The sequence below is a fragment of the Oribacterium sp. genome (assembly GCF_057249185.1).
On the sequence record NZ_DBHIGR010000016.1, the window covers coordinates 1 to 22944 of the forward strand.

The 22944-nt window shown below is 45.5% G+C and carries 16 protein-coding genes; 4 read left to right on the forward strand and 12 right to left on the reverse strand.

The window, feature by feature from the left end; translation table 11 throughout:
• Nucleotides 1-366: 366 nt before the first annotated feature.
• The 3 genes from xdhC to xdhA all read right to left on the reverse strand — a co-directional run bounded on the left by xdhC (nt 367) and on the right by xdhA (nt 4335).
• The gene (gene xdhC / locus ACO4PX_RS01910) at nt 367-849 is read right to left on the reverse strand and encodes a xanthine dehydrogenase subunit XdhC (RefSeq protein WP_308579272.1); all 483 of its coding nucleotides are present in this window, start codon (nt 847-849) and stop codon (nt 367-369) included.
• Nucleotides 842-1732 (reverse strand): xanthine dehydrogenase subunit XdhB, encoded by an 891-nt coding sequence (gene xdhB / locus ACO4PX_RS01915; RefSeq protein WP_485544448.1) that lies wholly within the window; start codon nt 1730-1732, stop codon nt 842-844. Before xdhB ends, xdhC begins: the two co-directional genes overlap by 8 nt.
• Nucleotides 1733-1887: 155 nt before the next feature.
• On the reverse strand, nt 1888-4335 hold the full coding sequence (gene xdhA / locus ACO4PX_RS01920; RefSeq protein WP_485571137.1) for a xanthine dehydrogenase subunit XdhA: 2448 nt from the start codon (nt 4333-4335) through the stop codon (nt 1888-1890).
• A 626-nt stretch (nt 4336-4961) separates the two neighbouring features.
• Between xdhA and ACO4PX_RS01925 the strand changes: the two genes are divergently transcribed.
• Entirely contained in the window at nt 4962-6323 is a 1362-nt protein-coding gene (locus ACO4PX_RS01925; RefSeq protein WP_485541953.1) for a uracil-xanthine permease family protein, read from the forward strand.
• 263 nt (nt 6324-6586) lie between these two features.
• Here the strand turns inward: ACO4PX_RS01925 and ACO4PX_RS01930 are convergent, their stop codons facing one another.
• Complete coding sequence (locus tag ACO4PX_RS01930; RefSeq protein ID WP_485571139.1) at nt 6587-8593, reverse strand: N-acetylmuramoyl-L-alanine amidase family protein; 2007 nt, start codon at nt 8591-8593, stop codon at nt 6587-6589.
• Between the two features lie 485 nt (nt 8594-9078).
• Here ACO4PX_RS01930 and ACO4PX_RS01935 point away from each other — a divergent pair, with 485 nt between their 5' ends.
• Nucleotides 9079-9486, forward strand: a complete 408-nt coding sequence (locus tag ACO4PX_RS01935) for a hypothetical protein (RefSeq protein WP_485571141.1) — start codon at nt 9079-9081, stop codon at nt 9484-9486.
• Between the two features lie 108 nt (nt 9487-9594).
• Here the strand turns inward: ACO4PX_RS01935 and ACO4PX_RS01940 are convergent, their stop codons facing one another.
• The 5 genes from ACO4PX_RS01940 to ACO4PX_RS01960 all read right to left on the reverse strand — a co-directional run bounded on the left by ACO4PX_RS01940 (nt 9595) and on the right by ACO4PX_RS01960 (nt 12914).
• Entirely contained in the window at nt 9595-9951 is a 357-nt protein-coding gene (locus ACO4PX_RS01940; RefSeq protein ID WP_485571142.1) for an arsenate reductase family protein, read from the reverse strand.
• Nucleotides 9952-9969: 18 nt separating this feature from the next.
• Nucleotides 9970-10185, reverse strand: coding sequence for a DUF3791 domain-containing protein (locus ACO4PX_RS01945; RefSeq protein WP_485571144.1), 216 nt, complete (start codon nt 10183-10185; stop codon nt 9970-9972).
• Nucleotides 10178-10432, reverse strand: coding sequence for a hypothetical protein (locus ACO4PX_RS01950; RefSeq protein WP_314327608.1), 255 nt, complete (start codon nt 10430-10432; stop codon nt 10178-10180). The genes ACO4PX_RS01945 and ACO4PX_RS01950 overlap by 8 nt, the downstream gene beginning before the upstream one ends.
• Nucleotides 10433-10598: 166 nt before the next feature.
• Nucleotides 10599-11531 carry an ATP-grasp domain-containing protein gene (locus ACO4PX_RS01955; protein WP_485571146.1) on the reverse strand — a complete coding sequence of 311 codons (933 nt, stop codon included), beginning with the start codon at nt 11529-11531 and terminating at the stop codon, nt 10599-10601.
• A 111-nt stretch (nt 11532-11642) separates the two neighbouring features.
• Nucleotides 11643-12914, reverse strand: coding sequence for a dicarboxylate/amino acid:cation symporter (locus ACO4PX_RS01960; RefSeq protein ID WP_485571148.1), 1272 nt, complete (start codon nt 12912-12914; stop codon nt 11643-11645).
• Nucleotides 12915-13259: 345 nt separating this feature from the next.
• Between ACO4PX_RS01960 and ACO4PX_RS01965 the strand changes: the two genes are divergently transcribed.
• Together ACO4PX_RS01965 and pepI are read left to right on the forward strand one after the other, a co-directional pair.
• Complete coding sequence (locus ACO4PX_RS01965) at nt 13260-14366, forward strand: M24 family metallopeptidase (protein WP_183683937.1); 1107 nt, start codon at nt 13260-13262, stop codon at nt 14364-14366.
• A gap of 218 nt (nt 14367-14584) precedes the next feature.
• Complete coding sequence (pepI, locus tag ACO4PX_RS01970; protein ID WP_485571150.1) at nt 14585-15472, forward strand: proline iminopeptidase; 888 nt, start codon at nt 14585-14587, stop codon at nt 15470-15472.
• 284 nt (nt 15473-15756) lie between these two features.
• On the opposite strand, the gene ACO4PX_RS01975 is transcribed toward pepI, so the two are convergent.
• The 3 genes from ACO4PX_RS01975 to ACO4PX_RS01985 all read right to left on the reverse strand — a co-directional run bounded on the left by ACO4PX_RS01975 (nt 15757) and on the right by ACO4PX_RS01985 (nt 22594).
• On the reverse strand, nt 15757-17130 hold the full coding sequence (locus ACO4PX_RS01975; RefSeq protein WP_485571151.1) for a peptide MFS transporter: 1374 nt from the start codon (nt 17128-17130) through the stop codon (nt 15757-15759).
• A 275-nt stretch (nt 17131-17405) separates the two neighbouring features.
• The gene (locus ACO4PX_RS01980) at nt 17406-19625 is read right to left on the reverse strand and encodes a methyl-accepting chemotaxis protein (protein WP_485571153.1); all 2220 of its coding nucleotides are present in this window, start codon (nt 19623-19625) and stop codon (nt 17406-17408) included.
• A 293-nt stretch (nt 19626-19918) separates the two neighbouring features.
• A complete protein-coding gene (locus ACO4PX_RS01985; protein WP_485571155.1) occupies nt 19919-22594 on the reverse strand; it encodes a hemoblobin-interacting domain-containing protein in 2676 nt (891 codons plus the stop codon).
• Nucleotides 22595-22944: the final 350 nt, after the last annotated feature.

The window sequence follows — 22944 nt, forward strand, 5'->3', positions numbered from 1 at the left end:
CCATAAGCATCTCCTACTTCCTAAACTCAATTTAACGACGAAGGTATCCTCTTCCCTTTTTACTCTCTCCTAAGCCAATGCAGATAAAGGAATGTTTCCTTTTCTTATCGACTAAGCTTTTCATTGTTTTGAAAAGCCTTCGCTTGCTTATCGCAATCTGTACTCCTGCAGGATATCTCTTTATTTTTTAGGTCGCTCCTGTAATCTAAAAAATAATTATGTCGTTTACAAATTAACAATAAGATTATAAACGAAAGCGGTGAGAGTTGCCACCCTCACCGCAAAGACTTCCCTTTTTTCCAAAAGAGAGCAAAAACTTTTGTGCGATTTGCCTAACAAATTTTTAGGCAAAAACCAAAATATTTTTTAGTTTGCTTTCTGAAGATTTTCCTTCACTACTCTTTCTACGGCATTTAAAATATTTTCATAACCTGTACAACGGCATAAATGTCCGGAAATGAGCTTTCTTAACTCGTCTCTGGTATAGTCCTTTCCTGTTCCTACAATCTCCACAGCGGTGAGAATCAGTCCGGGAGTGCAGAATCCGCACTGTACCGCAGCTTCTTCAATAAAAGCGGTTTGTACCGGGTTCAGCTCTCCGTTTGGTCCCTTAAGTCCCTCTACGGTAAGAACGGACTTTCCGTCTGCCCACATCGCCAGGTAGATACAGCTGTCCACCGCCTCTCCGTTTACCAAAACGGTACAAGCTCCACACTCTCCTACCTCACAGCCCTTCTTTACAGAAGTTAAGTCAAGACGCACTCTCAAGGCATCCAGGAGAGACTCTCTCTCATCTACAGCCAGTTCCACATCTCTTCCATTCACCTTAAAATGAATAATTTTAAGCATTGACCTGTCCTCCTTGTAAAACAATGGCTTCCTGTAAAGCACGCTTTGCCAACTCTGAAATCACCTGTAAACGGAACTCCTTGGAAGCTCTCCAGGAGCTTCTGGGACGAACCTCTGTCAGGGCGATGTTTACATAATTTTCAATTCTATCCGTATCGGTGCAAGAGGCTCCCTTCAGGCTTTCCTCCGCCTTCGGGCAACGAATGGGCGTAGGAGCCGCAACACCGTAGCCCAGTCTCACCTCTTCAAAATGCTTCTTTTCTTTGTCCAGCTTTACCATTACCGCACAGCCCAGAGTGGCAATCTCCATTGCCTTTCTCTTTCCGTACTTAATGTACTTTCCGCTGAAGCCTTCATAATCTTCTTTCTTGATTAAGAAGCCGGTACAAACCTCATTTTGCTCCCGAACAGTCTTTCCCGGGCCGGTATAAAACTCGGAAATCGGAACCTGACGCTCTCCCTTGGGACCTGTCAGAAAAACAACCGCATTTAAGACCTGCATACTTGCTGCGGAATCTGCGGAGGTTGCCCCGTTACAGATATTTCCGCCGATGGTTCCCATGTTTCTAATCTGGGGGCCTCCAACGGTATCCACCGCCTCTCCCAGCATGGGGATATGCTTCTGTACCAGAGGGTCATTGGTCAAGTGGGTAAAGCTTGTTCCTGCTCCAATGAAAAGGTCTCCGTTGTCCAAAAGCTTCACGCCCTTTAGCTCTTCAATATTTTTAATGGATACCAGTGCCTTTCCCGCATCCTTTCCCTCACGAACACGAATCAATACATCGGTTCCGCCGGAAATGATTTCCGCATTGGGATTGGCTGTTAAGGCCTGCACCGCATCCGCTACATCCTTTGCTTCATGAAATCCCTGTAAATCAAACATGTCTTTATCCTCTCCTTTACCATAAAGATAAATATCACTCTTGTGTTTTACGAACGGGAGCCCCGGCTAAAACAGGAGTTCCTGTCCTCTATGTTCTATACAATCTTGAGAAGAAATCGGCATAGGGAGGAAGCCCTCCCTATCGCTTTTCTTCCTTAGTCTACAGAGATTGTCTTAATTAATCCTGCCTCACGGAAGGCATCTGTGAGTCTTTGGCTGGTCATCGGCGCCACATTCATGGCAACGCCGGTAGCCTGTAAGATAGCGTTTCTTACCGCAGGAGCCGCTGCAATAACAGGAGGCTCTCCCAAGGACTTATTGCCGTAAGGACCTGTCGGATCCTCCAGCTCTACGAAATCCACTTCCAGATCGGGAACGTCCATAGCGGTAGGAATCTTAAAGTCTAAGAGGTTGGCGTTTAAAACCTTTCCGGTCTTCGGATCCACCAGTAAATCCTCGGATAAACCGAAGCCAAGGCTCTGTGCCATTCCGCCATGAACCTGTCCCCTTGCGGTATCATGGTTAATGATGGTTCCGGAATCATGCACTTCCACGATTCGTAAAATCTCCACCAGTCCTAAGGGAATATCCACCTCTACCTCGGCATAGCATACACCGGAGGAGAAGGTATTGCTCTTACAGTGGTTGGTACATTCCGCCGCAATATGTACGGACTTATCCAAAGAGTAGAATGCTGTGTCCGCCAAAATAGCAAGGGGAAGTAGTGGAGTTCCGCTCTTCTTTTCAACAATCTGAGAATCCACAAGATCCAAGGCATCCTTGGAAATCTCTGTCTCTTCGGAAAGGTCAAGAAGCTCACGAATCTTCTTTGCCGCAGTGCTAACCTCTTCCACATATACGGTTTTGGAGAAATCCTGTACCGCATTGTTTAACATATATTCCGCATAGTCTAAGATACGATCCTTAAACTCCTCTGCCACCTTCTTACAAGCCATACCGGAAACATAGGTCTGGCGGGAAGCGTAAGCTCCTGTATCGAAGGGAGCAGTATCGGTGTCCTGGGTAGAACATACATAGACATCTTCATAACGAATACCGGAGGCCTCTGCTGCCATCTGGGTAAATACGGTATCCGCACCCTGTCCGATTTCCGTAGCCCCCATAAAGAGCTGGCAGGAACCGTCCTGGTTCAATACCATACGAGCCGCAGCAGTCTCTAAAGCGATAGGATAAACACCGGTTTTATAGCAGAAAATCGCCATACCGATACCTCTTCTCTTGTCTCCGCTTTGAGGCTTATCGTACTCTGCTCTCTTTTCCTTCCACTTGGCAAGCTCCGCACCCTTTAACATAGCTTCTGTTAATCCGTAGGAGTGGAAGGTAATGCCGTTATGAGGATCCTTAAAGCCTGCAGGAATACAGTTCTTTAAACGAATTTCCAGAGGATCCATACCGATTCCTCTTGCCAGATCATCGGTTAAGCACTCGGTAATCCATACGGACTGGGGAATACCGTATCCTCTCATAGCACCTGCTGTAGGAGCATTGGTATAAACAGTCCAGCAATCTACCTCTGTACCGATCTTATCAATATATAACTCCTTAAACACATTTCCGCAGTTTGCGCAGATGGCATGACCATGGGAAGCATATCCGCCGTTGTTGGAAAAGGCTTCCATCTTTCTGCTGAGAATCTGTCCGTCCTTTGTAACCACCGCCTTGGTGTGTCCGGTAATCTGGTGTCTGGTTCTGGTGCCGTAAATAGTTTCCTCACGGGAAATCTCCAAGCGCACCGGTCTTCCGCCCACCTGCATGGACATGTAAGCATTTAACGGCTCATACAATACGTCCTGCTTGTTTCCGAATCCTCCGCCGATATAGGGCTTAATGATACGAACTCTTCCTGCAGGAACCCCAAGAGCCATGGCTGTATATAAACGAACGATATGGGGAATCTGGGTGGAGCAGACAATGGTAATCTTGTCATTCACATCCACATAGGCAAAGGACACCGGAAGCTCGATATGGCAGTGAGAAATCTTCGGCGTATCATACACACGCTCAAGAGTGAAGATATTTTCCTCTCCATACTCTTCCTTCGCCTTCTTAAGACCTTCCTCAAAGGTATAATCCTTCTCTCCCATAGTCATGTGGCTATGAACAATAACATTGTCCTTACGAAGGTCCGGGTGAAGCGCCTGAGCTCCTTCCGCCAATGCCTCCTCCACGGTGGTCATCACTGGATACTCCTCGTACTCCACCTTTAAAAGGCGAAGAGCCTGGTCACAGGCCACTTCATTTTCCGCAATGACGCAGGCAATATCATCTCCGTAAATCCGGACTCTCTGATTCAGAAGCTTTCTGTCACAGATATCCTGGTGGGCTTTCTCTACAGACCAGGGGTGTCCTGCTGTGGGGAATTGAATATCCGGCACATCAAAGCAGGTAAGAATCTTTACGACTCCCGGTACCTTCTCCGCCTCACTGGTATCAATGCTCTTTACCAAACCATTTCCGATGGTGGAATGGTAAACCTTACCGTGCAAAATATTCTTCGGCTCTAAGTCCGCAGTATACTTTGCTTCGCCTGTGACTTTTCCATAGGCATCAACACGAATCTTATCTTTCCCTACTGCACGCATGGAAACCCTCCTGACTGTTTGCAAATGCATCCATTGGTTACGAAAATACAAGGCCTTCTTCCTCCGGAATGGCTTTGTCTAAGTATAAAATTCCCCATTTCTGGAGTCTATTCACAGTTTTTGCCAAGCTTTTTTGGTGCTTCTGTCATAGATTTAACAAAAATATTTTTTAGATAATCTAAATTTTTGTACTGACTGGCAAAAATCCGTTCCGTTACAGCTTATCCTTGCATCTTCCTACAAGCTTGATATTACTGGATTTTTTGCCAAAAAGCCATTTTAATATTTCCAAGGTTTTTCCTTTATTTTTAGAAATTTCCGTGAACTTGTCTAATTTTTGGCGCATTGTCAAAATATAGACAAGCACTTTACAGGGTGTTACAATACAGTCCAGATTCTTGTTATAGGATTTTTTATCTTTTTGAAAAAACAGGAAAGATTTCTATGAAAAATCACAAAAAGGGATAGCTACATTTTCAAGGAAGAAACGCTCTATAGTCCGACATCGGAAAATGCTGCTTGGGAGCAAATCAGGAAGCTCCTTAGGCACAAACCATTGAAAATATCTATTCCCCGGTGATATTTCAGGAATCTTTTTTCTTTTTCAAACAAATGAAGGAGGAAAAATGAGTCAAGAAAAGTCAGTAGCACGCATGGAGAACATTTACAAGCTAGACGGAAGAGTGCCCATCGGAAAGGCCATCCCCTTCGGCTTACAGCATGTCTTAGCCATGTTCGTATCCAACCTGGCCCCTATTACTATTATCGCAGGAGCCGCACAGCCCGCCCTTACCCAGCAGGAAATCGCCATGCTCTTACAAAACGCGATGTTTGCCGCAGGTATCGCCACCTTTATCCAGCTGTATCCGGTCTGGAAGGTTGGTGCCAAGCTTCCTATCGTAATGGGTGTAAGCTTTACCTTCGTGACCATCCTGTCCACCATTGCCGCAAACTTCGGTTACCCTACCGTCATCGGTGCGGTCATCGTAGGCGGTTGCTTTGAAGGTGTTTTAGGACTTTTGGCAAAGTATTGGAAGAGAATCATCACTCCCATCGTTGCCGCAACCGTTGTAACCGCCATCGGCTTCTCCCTTTTTACCGTAGGCGCTCGTTCCTTCGGCGGAGGCTACGGAGATGACTTCGGTTCCAAAGAGAACTTAATCATTGCCACCGTAACTTTGCTTACCTGCATCGGCTGGAGCATTTTCGTAAAGGGCTATATGAAGCAACTTTCTGTATTGGCCGGCTTAATCGTGGGATATATTCTTTCCATATTTATGGGTAAGGTGGATTTAAGCCTGATTTTCTCTGACGGCTTTGTGTCTTTACCAAGACTCTTCCCCTTTACTCCACAGTTTAACATTGGAGCCATCCTTTCCGTTTGTATCATCTTCCTGGTTTCCGCAGCGGAGACCATCGGAGATACCACAGCCATGGTAGCTTCCGGCTTAAACAGAGAAATTACAGAAAAGGAAATTTCCGGTTCTCTGGCTTGTGACGGATTCGGATCCAGCATTTCCGGACTTTTCGGCTGTGCTCCCGTAACTTCCTTCTCCCAGAACGTAGGTCTTATCGCCATGACCAAGGTAGTAAACCGTTTCACCATTGCCACCGGTGCAGTAGCAATGCTGTTGGCAGGACTTCTGCCCCCTGTAGGACATTTCTTTGCTTCCCTTCCCCAGAGCGTTTTGGGCGGATGTACCATTATGATGTTCGGAAGCATCGTAGTCTCCGGAATGCAGATGATTGCTTCCTGCGGCTTCAGCCAGAGAAATATCGTCATCGCTTCTCTTTCCTTGGCAGTAGGAATCGGCTTTACCTCCAGCACGGAGAGCAGCATCTGGCACATCTTCCCCAGCATCGTACAGACCGTATTCGGGGAAAATGTCGTAGCGGTAGTCTTTGTTGTTGCTTTGATTTTAAGTGCGATTTTGCCTAAGAATATGGAGGTGGCAAAGCTTACCGAGTCTGTAGAAGAAGAGAAATAATTTACATAAAAGAAACGCTGAAGTAGTGATTTATCGCTTTTCAACAATATAGCCTGTAACAGGGGCACGCTCCCGCTAACTTCGCCTCGCAGGGGTTCTAAGCTTTTATAGTACAAAAGCCAAGAACCCGCGGGCTCAGATTGCCCCTTATTACAGGCTATATTTCGAAAAGCAAAAGTGCTCTAGTCTTCTGAGCGCTACTTCAGCGTTTCTTTTTTATATGTTCTCTTTCTCTTATTTTGAAAAATTATCGCTCCAAAGCTTTAGTCTGTTACGTCAAAGAATAAATTCTCCGGCTCTTTCTCATACAGCTCTACCGTATAGAAGTACTTCAGCTTAGACTGTACTTTGTCGTTCTTCTCCGGTGTGAATACCAGCTTTTCTTCGTTATTACTGCTCAGCTTTTTCACAGGATAACGCTTCATTGCCTGCAAGCTATCGTCCGGCTCGGTAAGATATAATGCGGTTAATTCTCCGTAGATATCCCACTCTGCACCGTAAACTACGGCAATCTGATTTCCGCTTGTATTAAAGCCGCTATGCTCCAGAAGCAGAACCTCTCCCTTTTTCAAATACTCCAAAACCGTCTCGGAAAAGTCGGAAGGATTGACTTTCTTCTCATCAAAGAGAGCTTCATTTTTTAAGTTCTGGGGAAGGGTGCTATTCTGTGCTTCCTCTCTTCTCAAGTTGGAAGCGGAAGCTGTTGCTTCTGAACGAGATAGGGTGGACGCGCTGGCTCTTTGGCTTTGACCGGCTTCCTGTGTCTTTGGATACAGGGCATAAGCACTGGACCTTGTGGGAGCAAGGGCCTCGGTATAAAGCTCATCCAGACTATGGAGTTTTCCAAAGATTTTCGCCTTAAAACTTCCGCTTTGAGGGCTTGTTCCCCGGAGATTCACCACGTCACTACTTCTTTGTAAAAGGGCATGCCGTAAAGCATCTCGCTCTGCCGCATAGTAGCTTAATCTGGAAATGTAGTTCTCTTCTCCTGCGCCATATACTCTTTCCGCTACATTCGCAGTATCATAAAAGCCGGAAGAAGCGGTTTGGGGAATGATTTCAAAGGCGTAAGTATTCTTTGCAATAACCAGATTCTCATCTTTTCTGAAGCTTCCTGCATTTAAATCGACACCCTTGGCAAATAAAGCAAATCTGCTTTCTCCCTTCTTATAAATCACTTGAAGGCGATCAGGCTCTTCTAAACCGTTTTTAAATTTCTCCTCTGTCTCTCGGAAAGCTGCCTCTCTCTTAGCCTGCTGCTGTCTTAAAAGCTCAGCATTTTCACGGTCTCTCCGCCCTTGTTCCTCTCTCGCCTTTCTGGCAGCCTCTTTTTGCTCCGCTTTCTGCCGTTCCAGGCGTTCTTGATCCTGCTTAGCACGTTCCCTAGAGCGTTCCTCAATTCCTTGTTTTCTAGCTAGCTCATTTTGTAAATGGAAGCTATACAGCTCTTCCTTTGTTGCAAAAGGATTCTTAGTTGATGGGTTATAGCCGGTCTGCCAAGCACTGCTGCTTGAACTGGAGGAACTTCCGCCTCCGGAAGAACTTCCCCCGCCACCGGAGCTGCCACCGGAAAAGCTTCCGCCACCACCGCCGGAGCTGGAACCGCCGCCGCCTCCGCCGGAGCCTCCTGCGCTCTTAAACACGCCGGATAACTTCACTGCTCCTGCATCGGCCTCTGCGGCCTGAGACTGGGAAGTTCCTGTAGGTTCAGACTTTACCTGTGCCACAAGACTTACGATTTCCTCCAGGCTCTTGCCTTCTTTTCTGGCCTGCTCCGCTACCGCTTCCTTCTCTTTCGTGCTTTGCACACCCTTGGAAAGGTCGAATAATGGCTCCCCCTTCTCATTGGCGCACTTTCCGCCCTCCTGTACAAAGAAGCCGTCCGGCGTCTTTTCATTATGATACATTCTTCCGGAATCTCCGGCAAAGTAATAGCAGTAGCCGTCAACCCACTGCCATCCGGTTGCCATCTTTCCTAAAGAATCCGCCTTGGTGTCCAGGAAGAACCATTTTCCGTCCTTCTCCATCCATCCGCTTTTTAAATTCTTGCTCTGGGGATCCACAAAATACCACTGTCCCTTGCTTTCCACCCAGCCGGTCTTCTCCTGACCGTTACCGTCCACATACTTCCAGTTGTTTCCATCCTGTTGCCATCTTCCTTCAGAAGCTGTGCCACTTTGCCCTTCCGCAAAGGCCTGTCCGCTGAACAAACCAAGCAGAATGGCTGTAGCCAAGGGGAACAGTACTCTGTCTATTCCTTGTTTCTTCATTTTGCCTCCATTCCGGAAAAAAGAAGGACCTCCCTGACCGACTTTTCTCTATCCCTAAGGGGTAATTCGGGCCCTGCAATATGCTGCAAAGCCTTTAGCCAACGTAAGCGTTTTTTAACTACTCCCTTAAATACTCTATACTTCTAAAAAGGTCGAGGCCAATGTTCCGCAAAGCTCTTGTCTTTACAAGAGGAAAATGCCTTGTCTTAAACCGCAAAGCCGGAAAATGCGTAACATTCCTCGACGGAAGACTCTCCATCGTCTGTGAATCCAAATCCCTGGAAGAATCCGTCTTTATTATAATCGACAAGGTTTTTGACAAGATAAGCGTTTGATTTAATTTTTTTATCTCTTTTCCTATTCCGGTACCTATCGAATCGGGCTTTTTCTTTTCGTCTTCCACCTGTGGATTTAATGACATTAAGCTTCCAGATCTGGCTAAGCTATGTGATGTCTTCTATATCGGAGGCACCAAATGCGGTGCTATGTTCGGAGAGGCGGTGGTGATTCCGGATTCCACCCGACTTCCTCATTTCTTCACCTCCATCAAACAGCATGGTGCCCTCATTGCCAAGGGTTGGCTTCTGGGCCTACAGTTTGATGAGCTCTTTAAGGATGAGCTCTACCTCCATATCGGCGAAAAGGCAAATGCCTACGCCCGGGAAATCAAGGCAGCCTTAAAGGATGCGGGGCTCCCCCTCTTCGGAGACTATCCCACCAATCAGGTCTTCTTTGTCATTTCCCATGAAAAAATGGAACAATTAAAAAAGCAGGCCCAGTACGCCTACATGGAACGCTACGATGAAAACTCCAACGTGATTCGTTTTTGTACCAGCTGGTCTACAAGAGAAGAGGACGTGAAGAAGTGCTGTGAGATAATTAGGGGGCTGTAAAAAATCAGAAAAGTTTTCTAAGCAATATAGGTCTGAAATTGACGCTACCCCATATTCAGACCTATATTGCCGAAAATCTCATCGATTATTACCCGCGACGTCTAAATCTTATATTCCTAAAGCCTCTAACCATTCCTTTTCTTTAAATCCCACCAAAACCTTCTCTCCACAGAGGAATATAGGTCTCTTTACCAGCATTCCGTCTGTAGCCAGCAGTGCTTCCTGCTCTTCCTCGGACATATTGGGGAGCTTATCCTTTAATTCCATAGACTTGTACAACTGTCCGCTGGTGTTAAAGAAGCGCTTTAAGGGAAGACCGGAACGCTCCTTCATCTCATGGATTTCCTTGGCGCTTGGGTTTTGCTCCTTAATCGGACGCTTTTCAAAAGAAACATTGTGAGCCTTTAAAAAATCCTCCGCCTTTTTGCAGGTACTGCAACGGTCATAGCAAATAAATGTATTCATGGGTTTTTCCTTTCTTTTTTAGGCTTCTACGAAGCTGGTTCTTTCTTTTAATAAGATATCTATATCTTCAAAAGCATTCTCCAGACGCTCCACATGATAGATTTCGTATAAATCATAAATCAGTTTTGTCAAGTCTGCCTCATCCCATAGCTTTAAAATATCACTTGCTTTTTGCTTCTTGAAATCTGCATATCTTTCCAAAAGATAAATAAAAAACTCTCCTTCTTTACTCATTTTCTTCACCTCTGATATATTGCGAGTTACGAGGATTTCCGGTAATCATTTCACTTTCCCACATTTCAAACACGATTTGCGGACTAAAGGTATATACCTCTGTCAATGGATCCAGTAGCATTTGATAGGTTTCCGAGAACAAAAAGGAACGAATGGCTTTCATGTCCTCCATCCCGTACTTCATTTTTATCAATGAAATCACTTGACGATCAAAGAAATCCCTTTGTCTGGCACTGATCTCTGTCACAACTGCTCACTCCCTTCAAAACGTAGAACCCTCTTTCCTAACCCTATGCCCCTATTTATAACAAAAAGGAAGGAGAATGAACATCCCCTTCCTCCACTTTATAAAGCTGCTTATATTCTCTTTACAAAAACTTCCGGTCCCTATTCTTTATTTCCGGAAAATCTTTTTACCCCTGCTCTTTTAAAAGCTTTCCCAAATACTCAGCCAAATGCTCATGGGCGTAGATATTGGCATTCTTCTCTGCAGTAGGATTATAGTTGGTGTTGGTATTTACGTCATAAACATAAATCTCTCCGCTTTCCGACTGTACCCACTCAATCGCCGCAACATCAATACCGCTGTGCTGCAAAAATTTTGTGTAGGCCTGCTCTCTTTCCTTCTCCAAAGGTTCTGTGATTTGGAACTTTTCGGAGCTTTCCAGCTCTTCCTTCTTCTTTCCGATTTGGCAACCGTCTGCCGGGCAGAGCTGGAAGCCGTCGGAGGAGTCAATGGATACGGTGTATAAGAACTTCTGTCCGATAAACTCGGAACGGCGAATTCTGCCGTCTGCGGGCTTAATATACTCCTGCAAAAGGGTGATGCCGTCTACGGAAGGCTCAAAAGCCGGGCTGTTGACATAGGCCTCCAGCTCTCCTTCATTTTGGAAAAGCTGTACCCCCAAGCCCTTTCCTGCACGGTTATGCTTGGTAATTAGGGGGTAAGTGTTTAGCTGTCTTGCTCCTTCCAGAATCTGATCCTGTCCTAAAACCGCCACGGTTTTGGGGTGGGGAATGCCATTTTCCTCTAAGGCAAGATACTGCTTTACCTTACTGATTTCCAGATTAATGGCCCCTAAACCGTTTACCACCTTACGGCCATGTCTTGTAAGCCAGGAAAGCACCTGCTCGGTGTATTCCGGGGCATAGCGGTGTCCTCTGGTATGAGAGGAGGCAGACATACGGTTGTAGAATACGCCCTCAGGAGGTGCCTCCTGTAAGTTCAGGATTCCCTTGGATAAATCCCATAGCTCATAGGGAATCTTCTTTTCTTCCAGCCACTTTACCAAATGCTGAGTCCACTCCAGATTTTCATGGATTACATATACCTTTTTCTCTGCCATATTGCTTCCTTTCCGAAACTTTGGATTCTATAACTTTGTATTCTATAAATGTTTTTTCTTCAGATTCATCCTGCATGGCCGGCGGATGTTTCCTTTGTTCTATCAGATTTCTTAGCCTGCATTGGCAACAAGTTCCTTACCTGTCACATTTTCCGCCTTTGCCGGCTTTTCTACTTTTTCCGCCTTCTCTTTCTTACTGTCCAATACAGCCACTGCCAAAGCCTGACCTACCACATTCAGAGCGGTTCTTCCTGCATTTGCAAAGAAGTCCACGGAGAGGATCAAGGCTACGCCTTCCACCGGAAGTCCCAGCTGTGGAGCTGCTGCCAGTAAAACTACAATGGCCCCGGAGGGGATGGTTGCTGCGGTCTTTCCGATTAAACTTAAGAGGAGAACCGTAAACAGTAAGGCTTGAGGAGTGAAAGTAATGCCGTAAGCATTTGCCAAAAAGACAGTCGCTAAGGCAAAATACACTGCCGCCCCTTCCAGATTAAAGGAGTATCCAAGAGGTACCACGAAATCCGTAACCGCCTCGTCATAACCTTCCTTCTTCAAACGATTCAAAAGTGGGGGTAAAACCACGCTGGAGCCGCCGGACACGAAAGCAAGAGTCACCAAATCTCCGATACTCTTGAAAAGCTTTACATAGTTCACCTTATATAGAATAGCAATAACAGGGAAGATTACAAGTGCCAAAACGCCGTAGCCAAGGTACATTCCCACCACAAACTGTCCAAGTCCCAAAAGCTTATCCACTCCGGTCGTTGCCACGTCCTTAGCAATAAAGCCGAATACGCCCACAGGAGAGAGTAAAATCACTGCATCTAAAATCTTGTAAATGGCGGCAATCCAAATCTTTGTGCCGGAAAGGAAGGCTTCCTTCTTCTCCTGCTCCAGCTGACCTACGCCATAGCCTAAGAAAATGGTGAAAATCAAAATCGGAAGTAAGGCGCCGTCGGTAAGTGCCTTGAAAAGATTGGAAGGGATAAAGTTTAAGAAAAACTCATCAATCTTCACGCCGGTGGCGATTCCTTCCAAACTGGCACCTTCCTGTCCGATATTTATGCCTTGTCCAAAGCCTAAGTAATAGGAAGCAAAGACAAAAAGGGCGGTAATTCCTGTAGTTACGGCAAAGAAATACAGGAAGGTCTTTCCCAGGAGCCTCTGAAAGTGATTCTTTCCCAACACCTCTGCCACAGCCACCACTACAAGGGGGAGCACCAAAGGAATAATCAGCATACTGATGAGCCGGATAAAGGCCTGTCCCAGAAACTGGTAAAAGCTTGCGAATTGGGGAAGGAAATATCCTGCTGCCCCTCCTAAAAACAATGCTATCAATAATTGTAAGCCCAAGGCTATTTTTTTCTTCTTTACGTTACCCATAATTCTCTTCTCCTTCTTCTCCCATAAAAGCTTTTTACCACTAAAAGCTTCTTACTACTTTCTATACTTATGATTTCTGCCCTGTTATATATTCCTATAAACCTACCGAATAACTAGGACTTCTGTACTATAGCATAAAAGATTTTCCTCCGCAAATTTTTATTTTAAATGCTCAGCTATAAGCCTTGTCTATACCGAGTTTTTACAATTTCTTCAACTTTTTTTGCATTCGATGTGCCATTTTAGTGAAATTTTGCTATAATCTAGGTAGTTATGCCAAACACATTATTCTTTGGAGCAAGGAAGCAGGAAGCTCCCTTCTCCCTCTATAGAAAGGAGACACAAATGGATCAAGGCAAGTTAGAGCGGATTTTAAAGAAGATGGAGGAGCGGAATCTTTCTCAGATGATTATTACCGACCCACCCGCCATTTTCTATTTAACCGGAAAGTGGATTCATCCCGGCGAAAGAATGTTGGCATTGTATATCAACACAAAGGGTGACAAGCATCTGTTCGTAAACCGTATGCTTCCTCAGGAGAGAGACTTAGGTGTTGAAATCACTTATTTTGACGATACGGAAGATCCTGTAGCAATTCTTTCCGAGTTCATCGAAAAGGATAAGCCTATGGGTATCGACAAGACCTGGCCGGCACGTTTCCTCCTTCGTTTGCAGGAGTTAAAGGCAGGTTCCTCCTTTGTAAACGGTTCCGTAATCGTGGATAAGGTTCGCCAGATTAAGGACAAGCATGAGCAAGAACTGATGATTCAGTCCTCTTTAGTAAATGATAAGGTTATGGAAGAGTTGGTGCCTTATGTGGTAAAGGGCTTAACAGAGAAGGAGTTAAATGCCGTAACCAGAGATTTGTATAAGAAGCACGGCTGTTCCGGCGTTTCCTTTGATCCCATTACCGCTTACGGACACGGTGCCGCAGATCCTCACCATGTTACCGACGACACTAAGGGAAAGAAGGGAGATTGCGTTATCCTGGATATCGGCGGTGTCTTAAATGACTATATCTCCGACATGACCAGAACCGTCTTCATTGGAGAAGTCAGCGAAAGACATAAGGAGATTTATCAGATTGTTCGAGATGCGAACCTTCGCGGAATCGCCATGGCAAAGCCCGGCAACAGAATGTGCGATGTGGATTTGGCTTGCCGAAACTATATCGAGGAGAAGGGCTATGGTAAGTACTTCACTCATAGAACCGGACATTCCGCAGGTATCGAGGATCACGAGGTGGGAGACGTTTCCTCCGTTAATGAAGAGATTATCGAGGTTGGACAGTGCTTCTCTGTAGAGCCCGGTATCTATATTCCTGAGGAAAATATCGGCGTACGTGTAGAAGACCTGGTAATCATCACCGAGGACGGATGCCACGTACTGAACCACTACACCAAGGATCTTTTGATTGTAAAGGAAGACGGAAGTATTGTTAAGGGAGAATAAAAGAGCTTTTCTCTTATCGAATTCGATGTTTTCTCATTAGAAGATTTGTAAAATCCCCAAAGGATTGTAATTCTCCTTTGGGGGATTTTTAGTATTAAGCGACTTCCGCTTCATAGTATTTCCCGTTAAATAATTAACATCCTTTGGAAAATATGGTATGATAAAAGAAATATAATTTAAGAAAACCAGCGGCTCAGCCGGTGGAAACGGAGGACATTATGGCAAAGATTCAAGAAGGACGCATGCCTTATTTGGGCTATGAAACGTATTATCGTATTGTCGGAGAGAATAAGGGCAATAAAAAGCCTCTTCTTCTGCTCCATGGGGGACCCGGTTCCACCCACAACTATTTCGAGGTTTTGGATGACCTTGCTGATAAGGACGGACGTCAGCTGATTATGTATGACCAGCTGGGCTGTGGAAACTCTTACCTGGACGGACATCCGGATCTTTGGACTAAGGAGACCTGGCTAAACGAATTAATCGCCCTGAGAAAGCATTTAGGATTGGATGAAGTACATATCTTAGGACAGTCCTGGGGCGGTATGCTGGCTATCATTTATGAGTGTGAATGTAAGCCGGAGGGAATTGCTAGCTATATTCTTTCCAGCACCCTTCCCTACAATGCAATCTGGGAAAGCGAGCAGAAAAGAAGAGTTGGCTATCTTCCCAAGGAGATGCAGGAGGCTATCGCCAAGGCGGAGGAGACAGGAAACTATAGTGATCCGGACTATGATGTTGCCATTACGGAGTTTATGACCAGATATTGTGCCGGTCCCTTTGGTCCGGATGCGGCGGAGTGCCTGACAAGAAAGAAAAAAGCAGGAACCGAAGCTTATGTTGCAGGCTGGGGTCCAAATGAATTTACTCCCACCGGCTCACTTCGGGATTATAATTATCTGGAGCAGATGAAAGATTTTTCCAAACCCACTCTGATTTGTAGTGGTGGTGAAGACCTTTGCTCTCCCTATATTGCGAAGACCATGTTTGATGCTATTCCCAATGCCAAGTGGGAGCTTTTCCGTTATTCTCGGCACATGTGTTTTGTAGATGAAGAGGAGCTCTATAAGAAAGTCTTGATGGAGTGGCTGAATCAAAACGACTAAAGTAAAGAAGGGCTGTAAAAAATCATAATTAAGAAAGAATTTTCGGCAATATAGGTCTGAATGTGGGGTAGTCTGAGCCCGTGGGTACTTGCGAAAAACAAGAGAAACGAAGTTTTTCGCTTAGTATCCCCTACGTGGCGAAGCTAGCGAGAGCGTGCCCCGTTTCAGACCTATATTGCTTAGAAAATTATTTTGAATTTTTACAACCCTTCTTTTTTGCTGTCTTTTTTATAAGGAAAGGGGAGGTCTTTCAGCCCTCCCCTTCTTAAATACTTTTTATCCGCTTATTCTTTTTTCTCTGCCGCTTCTACCTGATCATTAATCAAGCTTTTCAGCTTTCTGTCCATAATCCAAAGAACGGCTGCAAGAACAATCAAAAGTGCTGCAATACCGAAGTTTGCCGCCACAAATGGCATCTTGGAGATAATGTTATACAAGGTTCCGTAGGAAAGTCCTGCAATAAAGATGGCAAAAGTCCATACCGCCATCATTGCGGAAAGGAGCTTTCCAGGAGCAAACTTGGAAATAAAGGAATTTCCTAATGGAGAGAAGGTCATCTCACCAAGAGACAAACAGAAACCGAATACTACAACCCAAAGTAAGCTCGCAGGTCTTCCTGCTCTGCTAATCTCTGCCATTGCGGCTACCAGGAAAGCAAGTCCTAAAATTCCCATACCTAATGCAGTATGCTTAAAGATACTGAGTCCACCGCCGGCGCGCTTTGCATCTCTTGCCCAAAGGAGTCCTAAAGCAGGTCCTAACAGAATGCAAAGAAGGGCATTTTCAGAGTCAAAGAAGGATGTGGGAATCGTGAATCCGAAAAGTTTCCAGTTCATATTAACGAATTCCTTGGCATCATTCATTGCTCCCCAGTGATCATAAACAGGAAGATATGCCAAATACCAGAAAATCCAGAAGATGGAAGAGAAGAGGGAAACGGCGATAATTGCCAGTACTCTTTGCTTTTCAATCTGTGTGAGCGGTCTACTTGGCTCAGCTGTCTTGATGGTCTCTTTGGATGCAACTACTTCTGCACTATCCTTAAAGGGCTTAGCTCCTGCTTCTCCCAAGGGTCCCCAACCTAAGAAGAACATTACAGCATTTACCAACATAACGATAGCGCAAATCAGGAAGCAGATTCTATAGCCTCTTGTTCCTGCAATCAGTCCCACACTGGTAGTTCCGATGAAGGAACCTAAATTTACCATAGAATACTGAGTGGAAAAGGCCATATCCAAATCCTTAGGATCAGAGAATAACTTTCCGGTAATGGAGTTGGTCTGGGGCTTAAAGAGTCCTGTTCCGATAGAAGCCAAAGCAATCATGATGGCAATATCGGTGAGATTAGAGGATCTAAAGCCGAAGAAGTATCCTAAGCTGATCAAAGCCATACCGATAGGAACCAGATACTTGGCACCTACAAAATGGTCGGATATGTAAGAACCAAACAAAGGGGCTAAATAAGTAAAAGCTACGAAGAAAGATTGGTACGTAGCACCATTCTCCTTCGCTACTCCTAAACCGCCGTTGGCCACAGTGGCGATTAAAAAATTTACAATGAGCCACTTTACAGAGTAAAAGCTAAAGCGCTCCAGGGTGAAGGCAAAGTTACAAATCCAGAACCCTAGCCCTCCCTTTCTTTTTACTGTGCTGTCCATAAACACTCCTCTCCTTAAGGTTTAACCCTTATCCCTGCCTTTTCTCCTTATGCCGCTCTTTCTTCGGGGAAAGAAAGAATTTTTAGGGGAAAATGTAGGCAAGCAAAAATAAATTCTTAAGGGGAATTATAGCACTTGTACGCTTTTTCTTCAATATTCTGTAAATATTTATACATTTTGTCTTTAAATGAAATTATCTATTTTAAGGGACTTTTTAAGCTATTCGTCAAGCTATCTTTGCATCTTTTCAAACTCTCTATTCATCAGCTTATCCCTTAGTCTTCCTTCAACTGGAACTTTTCCATCAGCTCATTTAAAGTATGAGCCTGTCCGGTAAGCTCTTCGGAAGCTGCGGCACTTTCTTCCGCTGTTGCGGAGTTATTCTGTACCACGGAGGAAATCTGGTCGATTCCCACACTCACCTGTTTTACGCCCTTGGCCTGTTCATCCGATGCCAGGGAAATGTTTGTAATCATACTGTTGATTTTCTTACTCTGTTCAGAAACCACCACCAGAGACTGGGCAGTTTCCTCGGAAAGCTTTGCGCCCTTGCCGATGGCATCAATCGCCTCTTCGATTAAGCTGCTGGTATTTTGGGCTGCCTTGGCAGACTTTTGAGCCAGGTTTCCTACCTCATCCGCCACAACGGCAAATCCCTTTCCTGCCACTCCGGCACGGGCTGCTTCGATAGCCGCATTTAGGGAGAGAATATTGGTTTGGAAAGCAATATCGTCAATGGTCTTGATAATCTTATTGATTTCCTGAGATTTCTCCGTAATATCCTGCATAGCTCTGGACATCTCATCCATCTTGTTGGTGCTGACATTTACGGCCTGCTCCGCATCATTGCTTAACTTTGCCACTTCTTCGGTAATCTTTACCGTACTGTCAATCTTGTGAGAAATATCATCCATGGTAGCGGAGAGCTCTTCGATGGAGGAAGCCTGCTCCGTTGCCCCTTCGGAAAGAGACTGGGCGGCATTGCTGACCTGATCCGCTCCTTCCTGCACCTGCTCTGCGGAATTTCTGATTTCCTTCATGGTATTGGACAGGTCTCCCCGAATCTCTCTAAGAGACTGTAGGAGAGGTGCATAGGCACCGGCATAATACTCCTGATCTTCCATATCCACTCGGAAATTTCCCTTGGACAGCTCGCTGAGCTTATTTTGCAAGTCGGAAATAATAGTCCGGATTCTCTGCATGATTTCTCTCATGCTCTCTGCCAGTTCTCCAATTTCATCTTTCTTATTGTACTGAATATCTACATCGAAATTTCCCTTGGCCACTTCCACACCGGAAGAAGAAATTTTCTTCAAAGGTGCCAATGATGTTCGAATCAGGAAATGGGTAAGAGCAATCAAAACCAATACTCCCAATAAATTGGTCAGCATTGCAGTCTTGACCAAAGTCATCAGCGTGGCATTGTACTCTGCTTCAGAAAGGCTGACACTCACCCACCAATCTGCATCTCCTACTTCCACCGGAGCAAGAAAGCGCTTTACCTGACCCTTATCCAAGCTGTCGGTAACCACATTAAAAGATTTTCCCTCTGCCTTCATGCTTTCCAGAGTATTGTATGCCTCCTCCGGTAAAGTATCCTTTACGGGTTTTGCAATGGCGTCCGCATCCATAGAATAAGCAACATTGCCATCATGGTCGGTCAAATCAACTGCCAAAGATGGAAAACGTTCGTCCGATTGCTGCAGAAGTCCGAAAACATCCATTTTCATATCCACAAGAACATAGCCCTTAAATTCCTCTTTAATAACGATAGGAACCATAATGGAAAAGACCCAGTCCTTGGTATAGGCATCCTGATAAATGTTGCTAACGCTAAGCTTTTGTGTCTCTTTTAAATGCTTAAAATCCTCTTCTTCCTGATAGCCTGCGGAATAGGTCTGCACAGTACGAGTCTTGGCATTTTCCTTGCTAAGATAGAGGGAATAGTCATCCACGCCGGGAATAAAGGCACCCTTGTCAAAATAGACTCCTACGCCAAATATACTGTCATCACTGTTGACCGCCGCGTAAAGAGAGTCCAACATAGCAGACTCCGCATTATAAAGATTTGCCGGAATTGCCACATTTCTTACCCGAGACTGGAAAGTAGTCGGTCCCATCACCTTGGTGGCAACGGCATTTCCATTCCCATCCACAATATTCCAGATATTGGCAGGCACTGCCCCTACCTCTTCCTGGGTTTCATAAGCCGACATAATGCCCTCTCGGATGGTTTCCGCAACCACCTGATTCTGGTAAAGGATATTTTCAATATCATTGATGGCCATGTGGGTTTTATCCACCATATTGCTGTCAACGGTCTTTTCCATACTGCTCTTACTAATATTAATTAGAATAGAGCCTGTCCCGATAAGCGCAATCGCTGAGCAAAGGCCGATTAGAATCGACATTTTACTGCTTAAACGCAAGCTTTGGAACAAGCCTCCCTTCTTCGCTTTCGGCTCTTTTTTCTTTTGTTCCACTCCTTTTTTCATTTTCTCTTCTCCTTAAGTGCTAAAACACAGCTGTTCATCTGCTGACTCCTAAGTTTTTCGTCCCAAGCAAAGAAAAGAATAAGAAGTATAGAAAATTCTTATGCGTTTGACTTGATATATAAATTAAATTTTATAGCGATATGCCCAATAGAACCTATCCATTCCTGTTTTTTACTCTTTAAAAAATACTAAAAAAGCGGTGGAAGAAAGTCTCCGGTTTTTATCCCGTTTTTCTTTCACCGCTTCTTTCTTATGCATTTTCTACAAACTATCTGCTATCCGCTTAGCGCTACTTAAGATAGAGGAATGGTAGCTACTTTGTATCCTTCCGCTTCAATGCGAATCTCCTGCTCTTTATCCCCATTGTCTGTGGGAATGGAGAATAAAAGTAAATCTGCTAATTCTTTCTCTCCTTTAGAGTCTCCGAAGCTAAACTTCTCTCCCATATTCAACAAATCAGCACTGAAAGGTGCCATTTGTCCGTATGCTCTTCCTGCAACGGTCAGAGTCTTGATGCTCTTTAGGTAATTCTGAACAGCCTTTCTGTCTCCCTGGAAGGAAAGCTCATAGTATCCCTGAGCCTCTTTCTTCTCAAGCTTATTCATTACAGGTGCAGACTTTGCCTTCTCCTGTGTATACTTAATAAGAAGATCCTCATAGCCATCTGCTCTCAATGTAAGATTATGAGCTCCTGCTTCTTTTGGATAATAATTTAAGTTCAAAGTGATACTTGTACCCTCAGATACGATAAAGAAACGTGGTTTTCCCATTCTCGCAAAGTCACTAAAAAATTGTTCCTTAATTTTTTGATAGTGTACATCATCAATAACTACCTCATTAAGGGCACTGAGATATTTTTTTTGACCTTCACTAAGGTTATTAAATGCGAAAAGTTTTACGTTATACTCTCCTGCCTCCGTTCTGTCGAAGTCTTTAGGGGTAGTAAGCTTCTCCGGCTTCTTAAGAGTTAGCTTTTCATCCTGAAGCTCTTCCTTTGTCGCATTAACATGAAGAGTTACAGGATTATAACCGTCTGCCTGAATTTCAATAGTGTTCTCTCCCTCATGGAAGGACTTTTTGTTAAAGTTAAGAGCATTTAGATATCCTTTCACCTTTTCTTTTCCTCTAAGGTCATGGCAATATGTATTTGCTTCTTTACTTAAATCCGTTTTAGCATCTCCCACTACATATTCAGTCTGATTTACCGTAACCTTGTTAATGCTAAGCAGCAACTCTTGGAGCTCTTGAATCTGCTTTCCCTCATCAAAGGATAAAACAAAGCAGTTTTTAGCTGCATCATAAGTTAAGGTATGTGTTCCGGGCCAGTTCTTTAAATTATTTTCTGGCTGAGACGGGGTCTCAGGAGTTTCCGGCTGAGTCGGGTTCTCGGGCTGTGCCGGTGTCACTGGAGTTTCAGGCTGTGTCGGGTTCTCAGGCTGGGCCGGGGTTACCGGAGTTTCTGGCTGAGTTGGGTTCTCGGGCTGTGCCGGAGTCACCGGAGTTTCTGGCTGAGTCGGATTCTCTGGCTGTGCCGGAGTTTCAGGCTGTGCAGGAGTTTCAGGCTGTGCCGGGGTCTCAGGCTGTGTCGGAGTCTCAGGCTGTGCCGGGGTCTCAGGCTGTGCCGGAGTCTCGGGCTGTACCGGAGTCTCAGGCTGTGCCGGAGTCTCAGGCTGTACCGGAGTCTCAGGCTGTGCCGGAGTTACAGGAGTCTCCGGCTGAGTCGGAGTCTCAGGCTGTGCAGGAGTTTCTGGCTGTGTCGGAGTCTCAGGCTGTGCCGGGGTCTCAGGCTGTGCCGGAGTCTCAGGCTGTGCTGGTGTCACCGGAGTTTCTGGCTGAGCTGGGTTCTCGGGCTGTGCCGGATTCTCAGGCTGTGCCGGAGTTTCAGGCTGAGTCGGAGTCTCAGGCTGTGCCGGAGTCACCGGAGTTTCTGGCTGAGTCGGAGTCTCTGGCTGTGCCGGAGTTTCAGGCTGTACCGGATTCTCAGGCTGTGCCGGAGTTTCAGGCTGTGCCGGAGTTTCTGGCTGTACCGGAGTCTCAGGCTGTACCGGAGCCTCAGGCTGAGTCGGATTCTCAGGCTGTGCCGGTGTCACCGGAGTTTCCGGCTGAGTCGGGTTCTCGGGTTGAGCCGGAGTTACCGGAGTCTCAGGCTGAGTCGGATTCTCTGGCTGGGCCGGAGTTACCGGATTTTCTGGCTGAGTCGGATTCTCTGGCTGGGCCGGGCTTACCGGCGTCTCTGTACCCTCTATAGAGGGAGTTGTGATTCCTGTGGCAGTTCCTGCGGCTGTAGCAGTTCCAGCTGTAGCGGCTCCGGCTGTTGCAGTTCCTGCTCCTCCTGTGGTAGATGCAGTTGCTCCTCCTCCGGTGGATCCGCCACCTCCACCACCTCCGAAGCTTCCGCCTCCGGGTGCTGCAATGGCTCTACTTGCTCCAAGAACCTGTCCGGGAAGAGCACGGCTTGCTCCTGCTACCTGCTGGGAAGAAGCTGCGGAGGGAAGTCCCTTGCCTGCCTCATACACAGCATCCCCATTTTCCCCGTGAAGCCACTGTCCACTCTGATTTACATAGTAGCCGTCCGGAGTTTTTCCATTTACCACCAGCACTCCGTAATTGTTGTCATCGGTAGGCATCAGATAATAGCAATAACCGTCAATCCACTGCCATCCGGTTAATAATCTACCCTGCTGTGCGCCGGATTCCGTGCTGAGGAAATACCATTTTCCATCCAGCTGTAACCAACCGGTCTTTAACTGTCCGTTTTCCGGATTCAGGTAGTACCACTCCTGGTTATATACTACCCAGCCCTTTACAGACTGTCCTTCTGCATTCCGGAATACCCATGCATTGTTTTCTACCTGCCAGCTTCCCGAAGTATTGCTCTTACCTGTCTGGGCAAATGCAGAAAAGCTCGGTGCAAGCATCATTGCCATTACTGTGGCAATGACTGTCGTCTTCAAACCGCGTCTAACCATTTCTTCTTTGTTCCTTTCAAAGTCAACCTGCTGTCCCTCTGTCTAAAATTCATTCTCTCCCTCAAATGAATATTGTGCGATTTTAATAATATATCATAAAAACTAAGCTAATTTTCTCTTAAGTCTATTGTAGTTTTTAATAATGCTATTTATAAATTAAATAGTATACTTACTTTTCTTTAAGTTCGAGGTTTCTCAGTATCGGTTAGGGCTGAAGACGGATTGTTTCCCATATCGCCCCCGGAATTTCTCCAAAAAAGCACACAAAAAAAGGACTGTAAAAATCAAAATAAAGAATTTTCGGCAATATAGGTCTGAATACGGGGTAGTCTGAGCCCGTCGGTACTTGC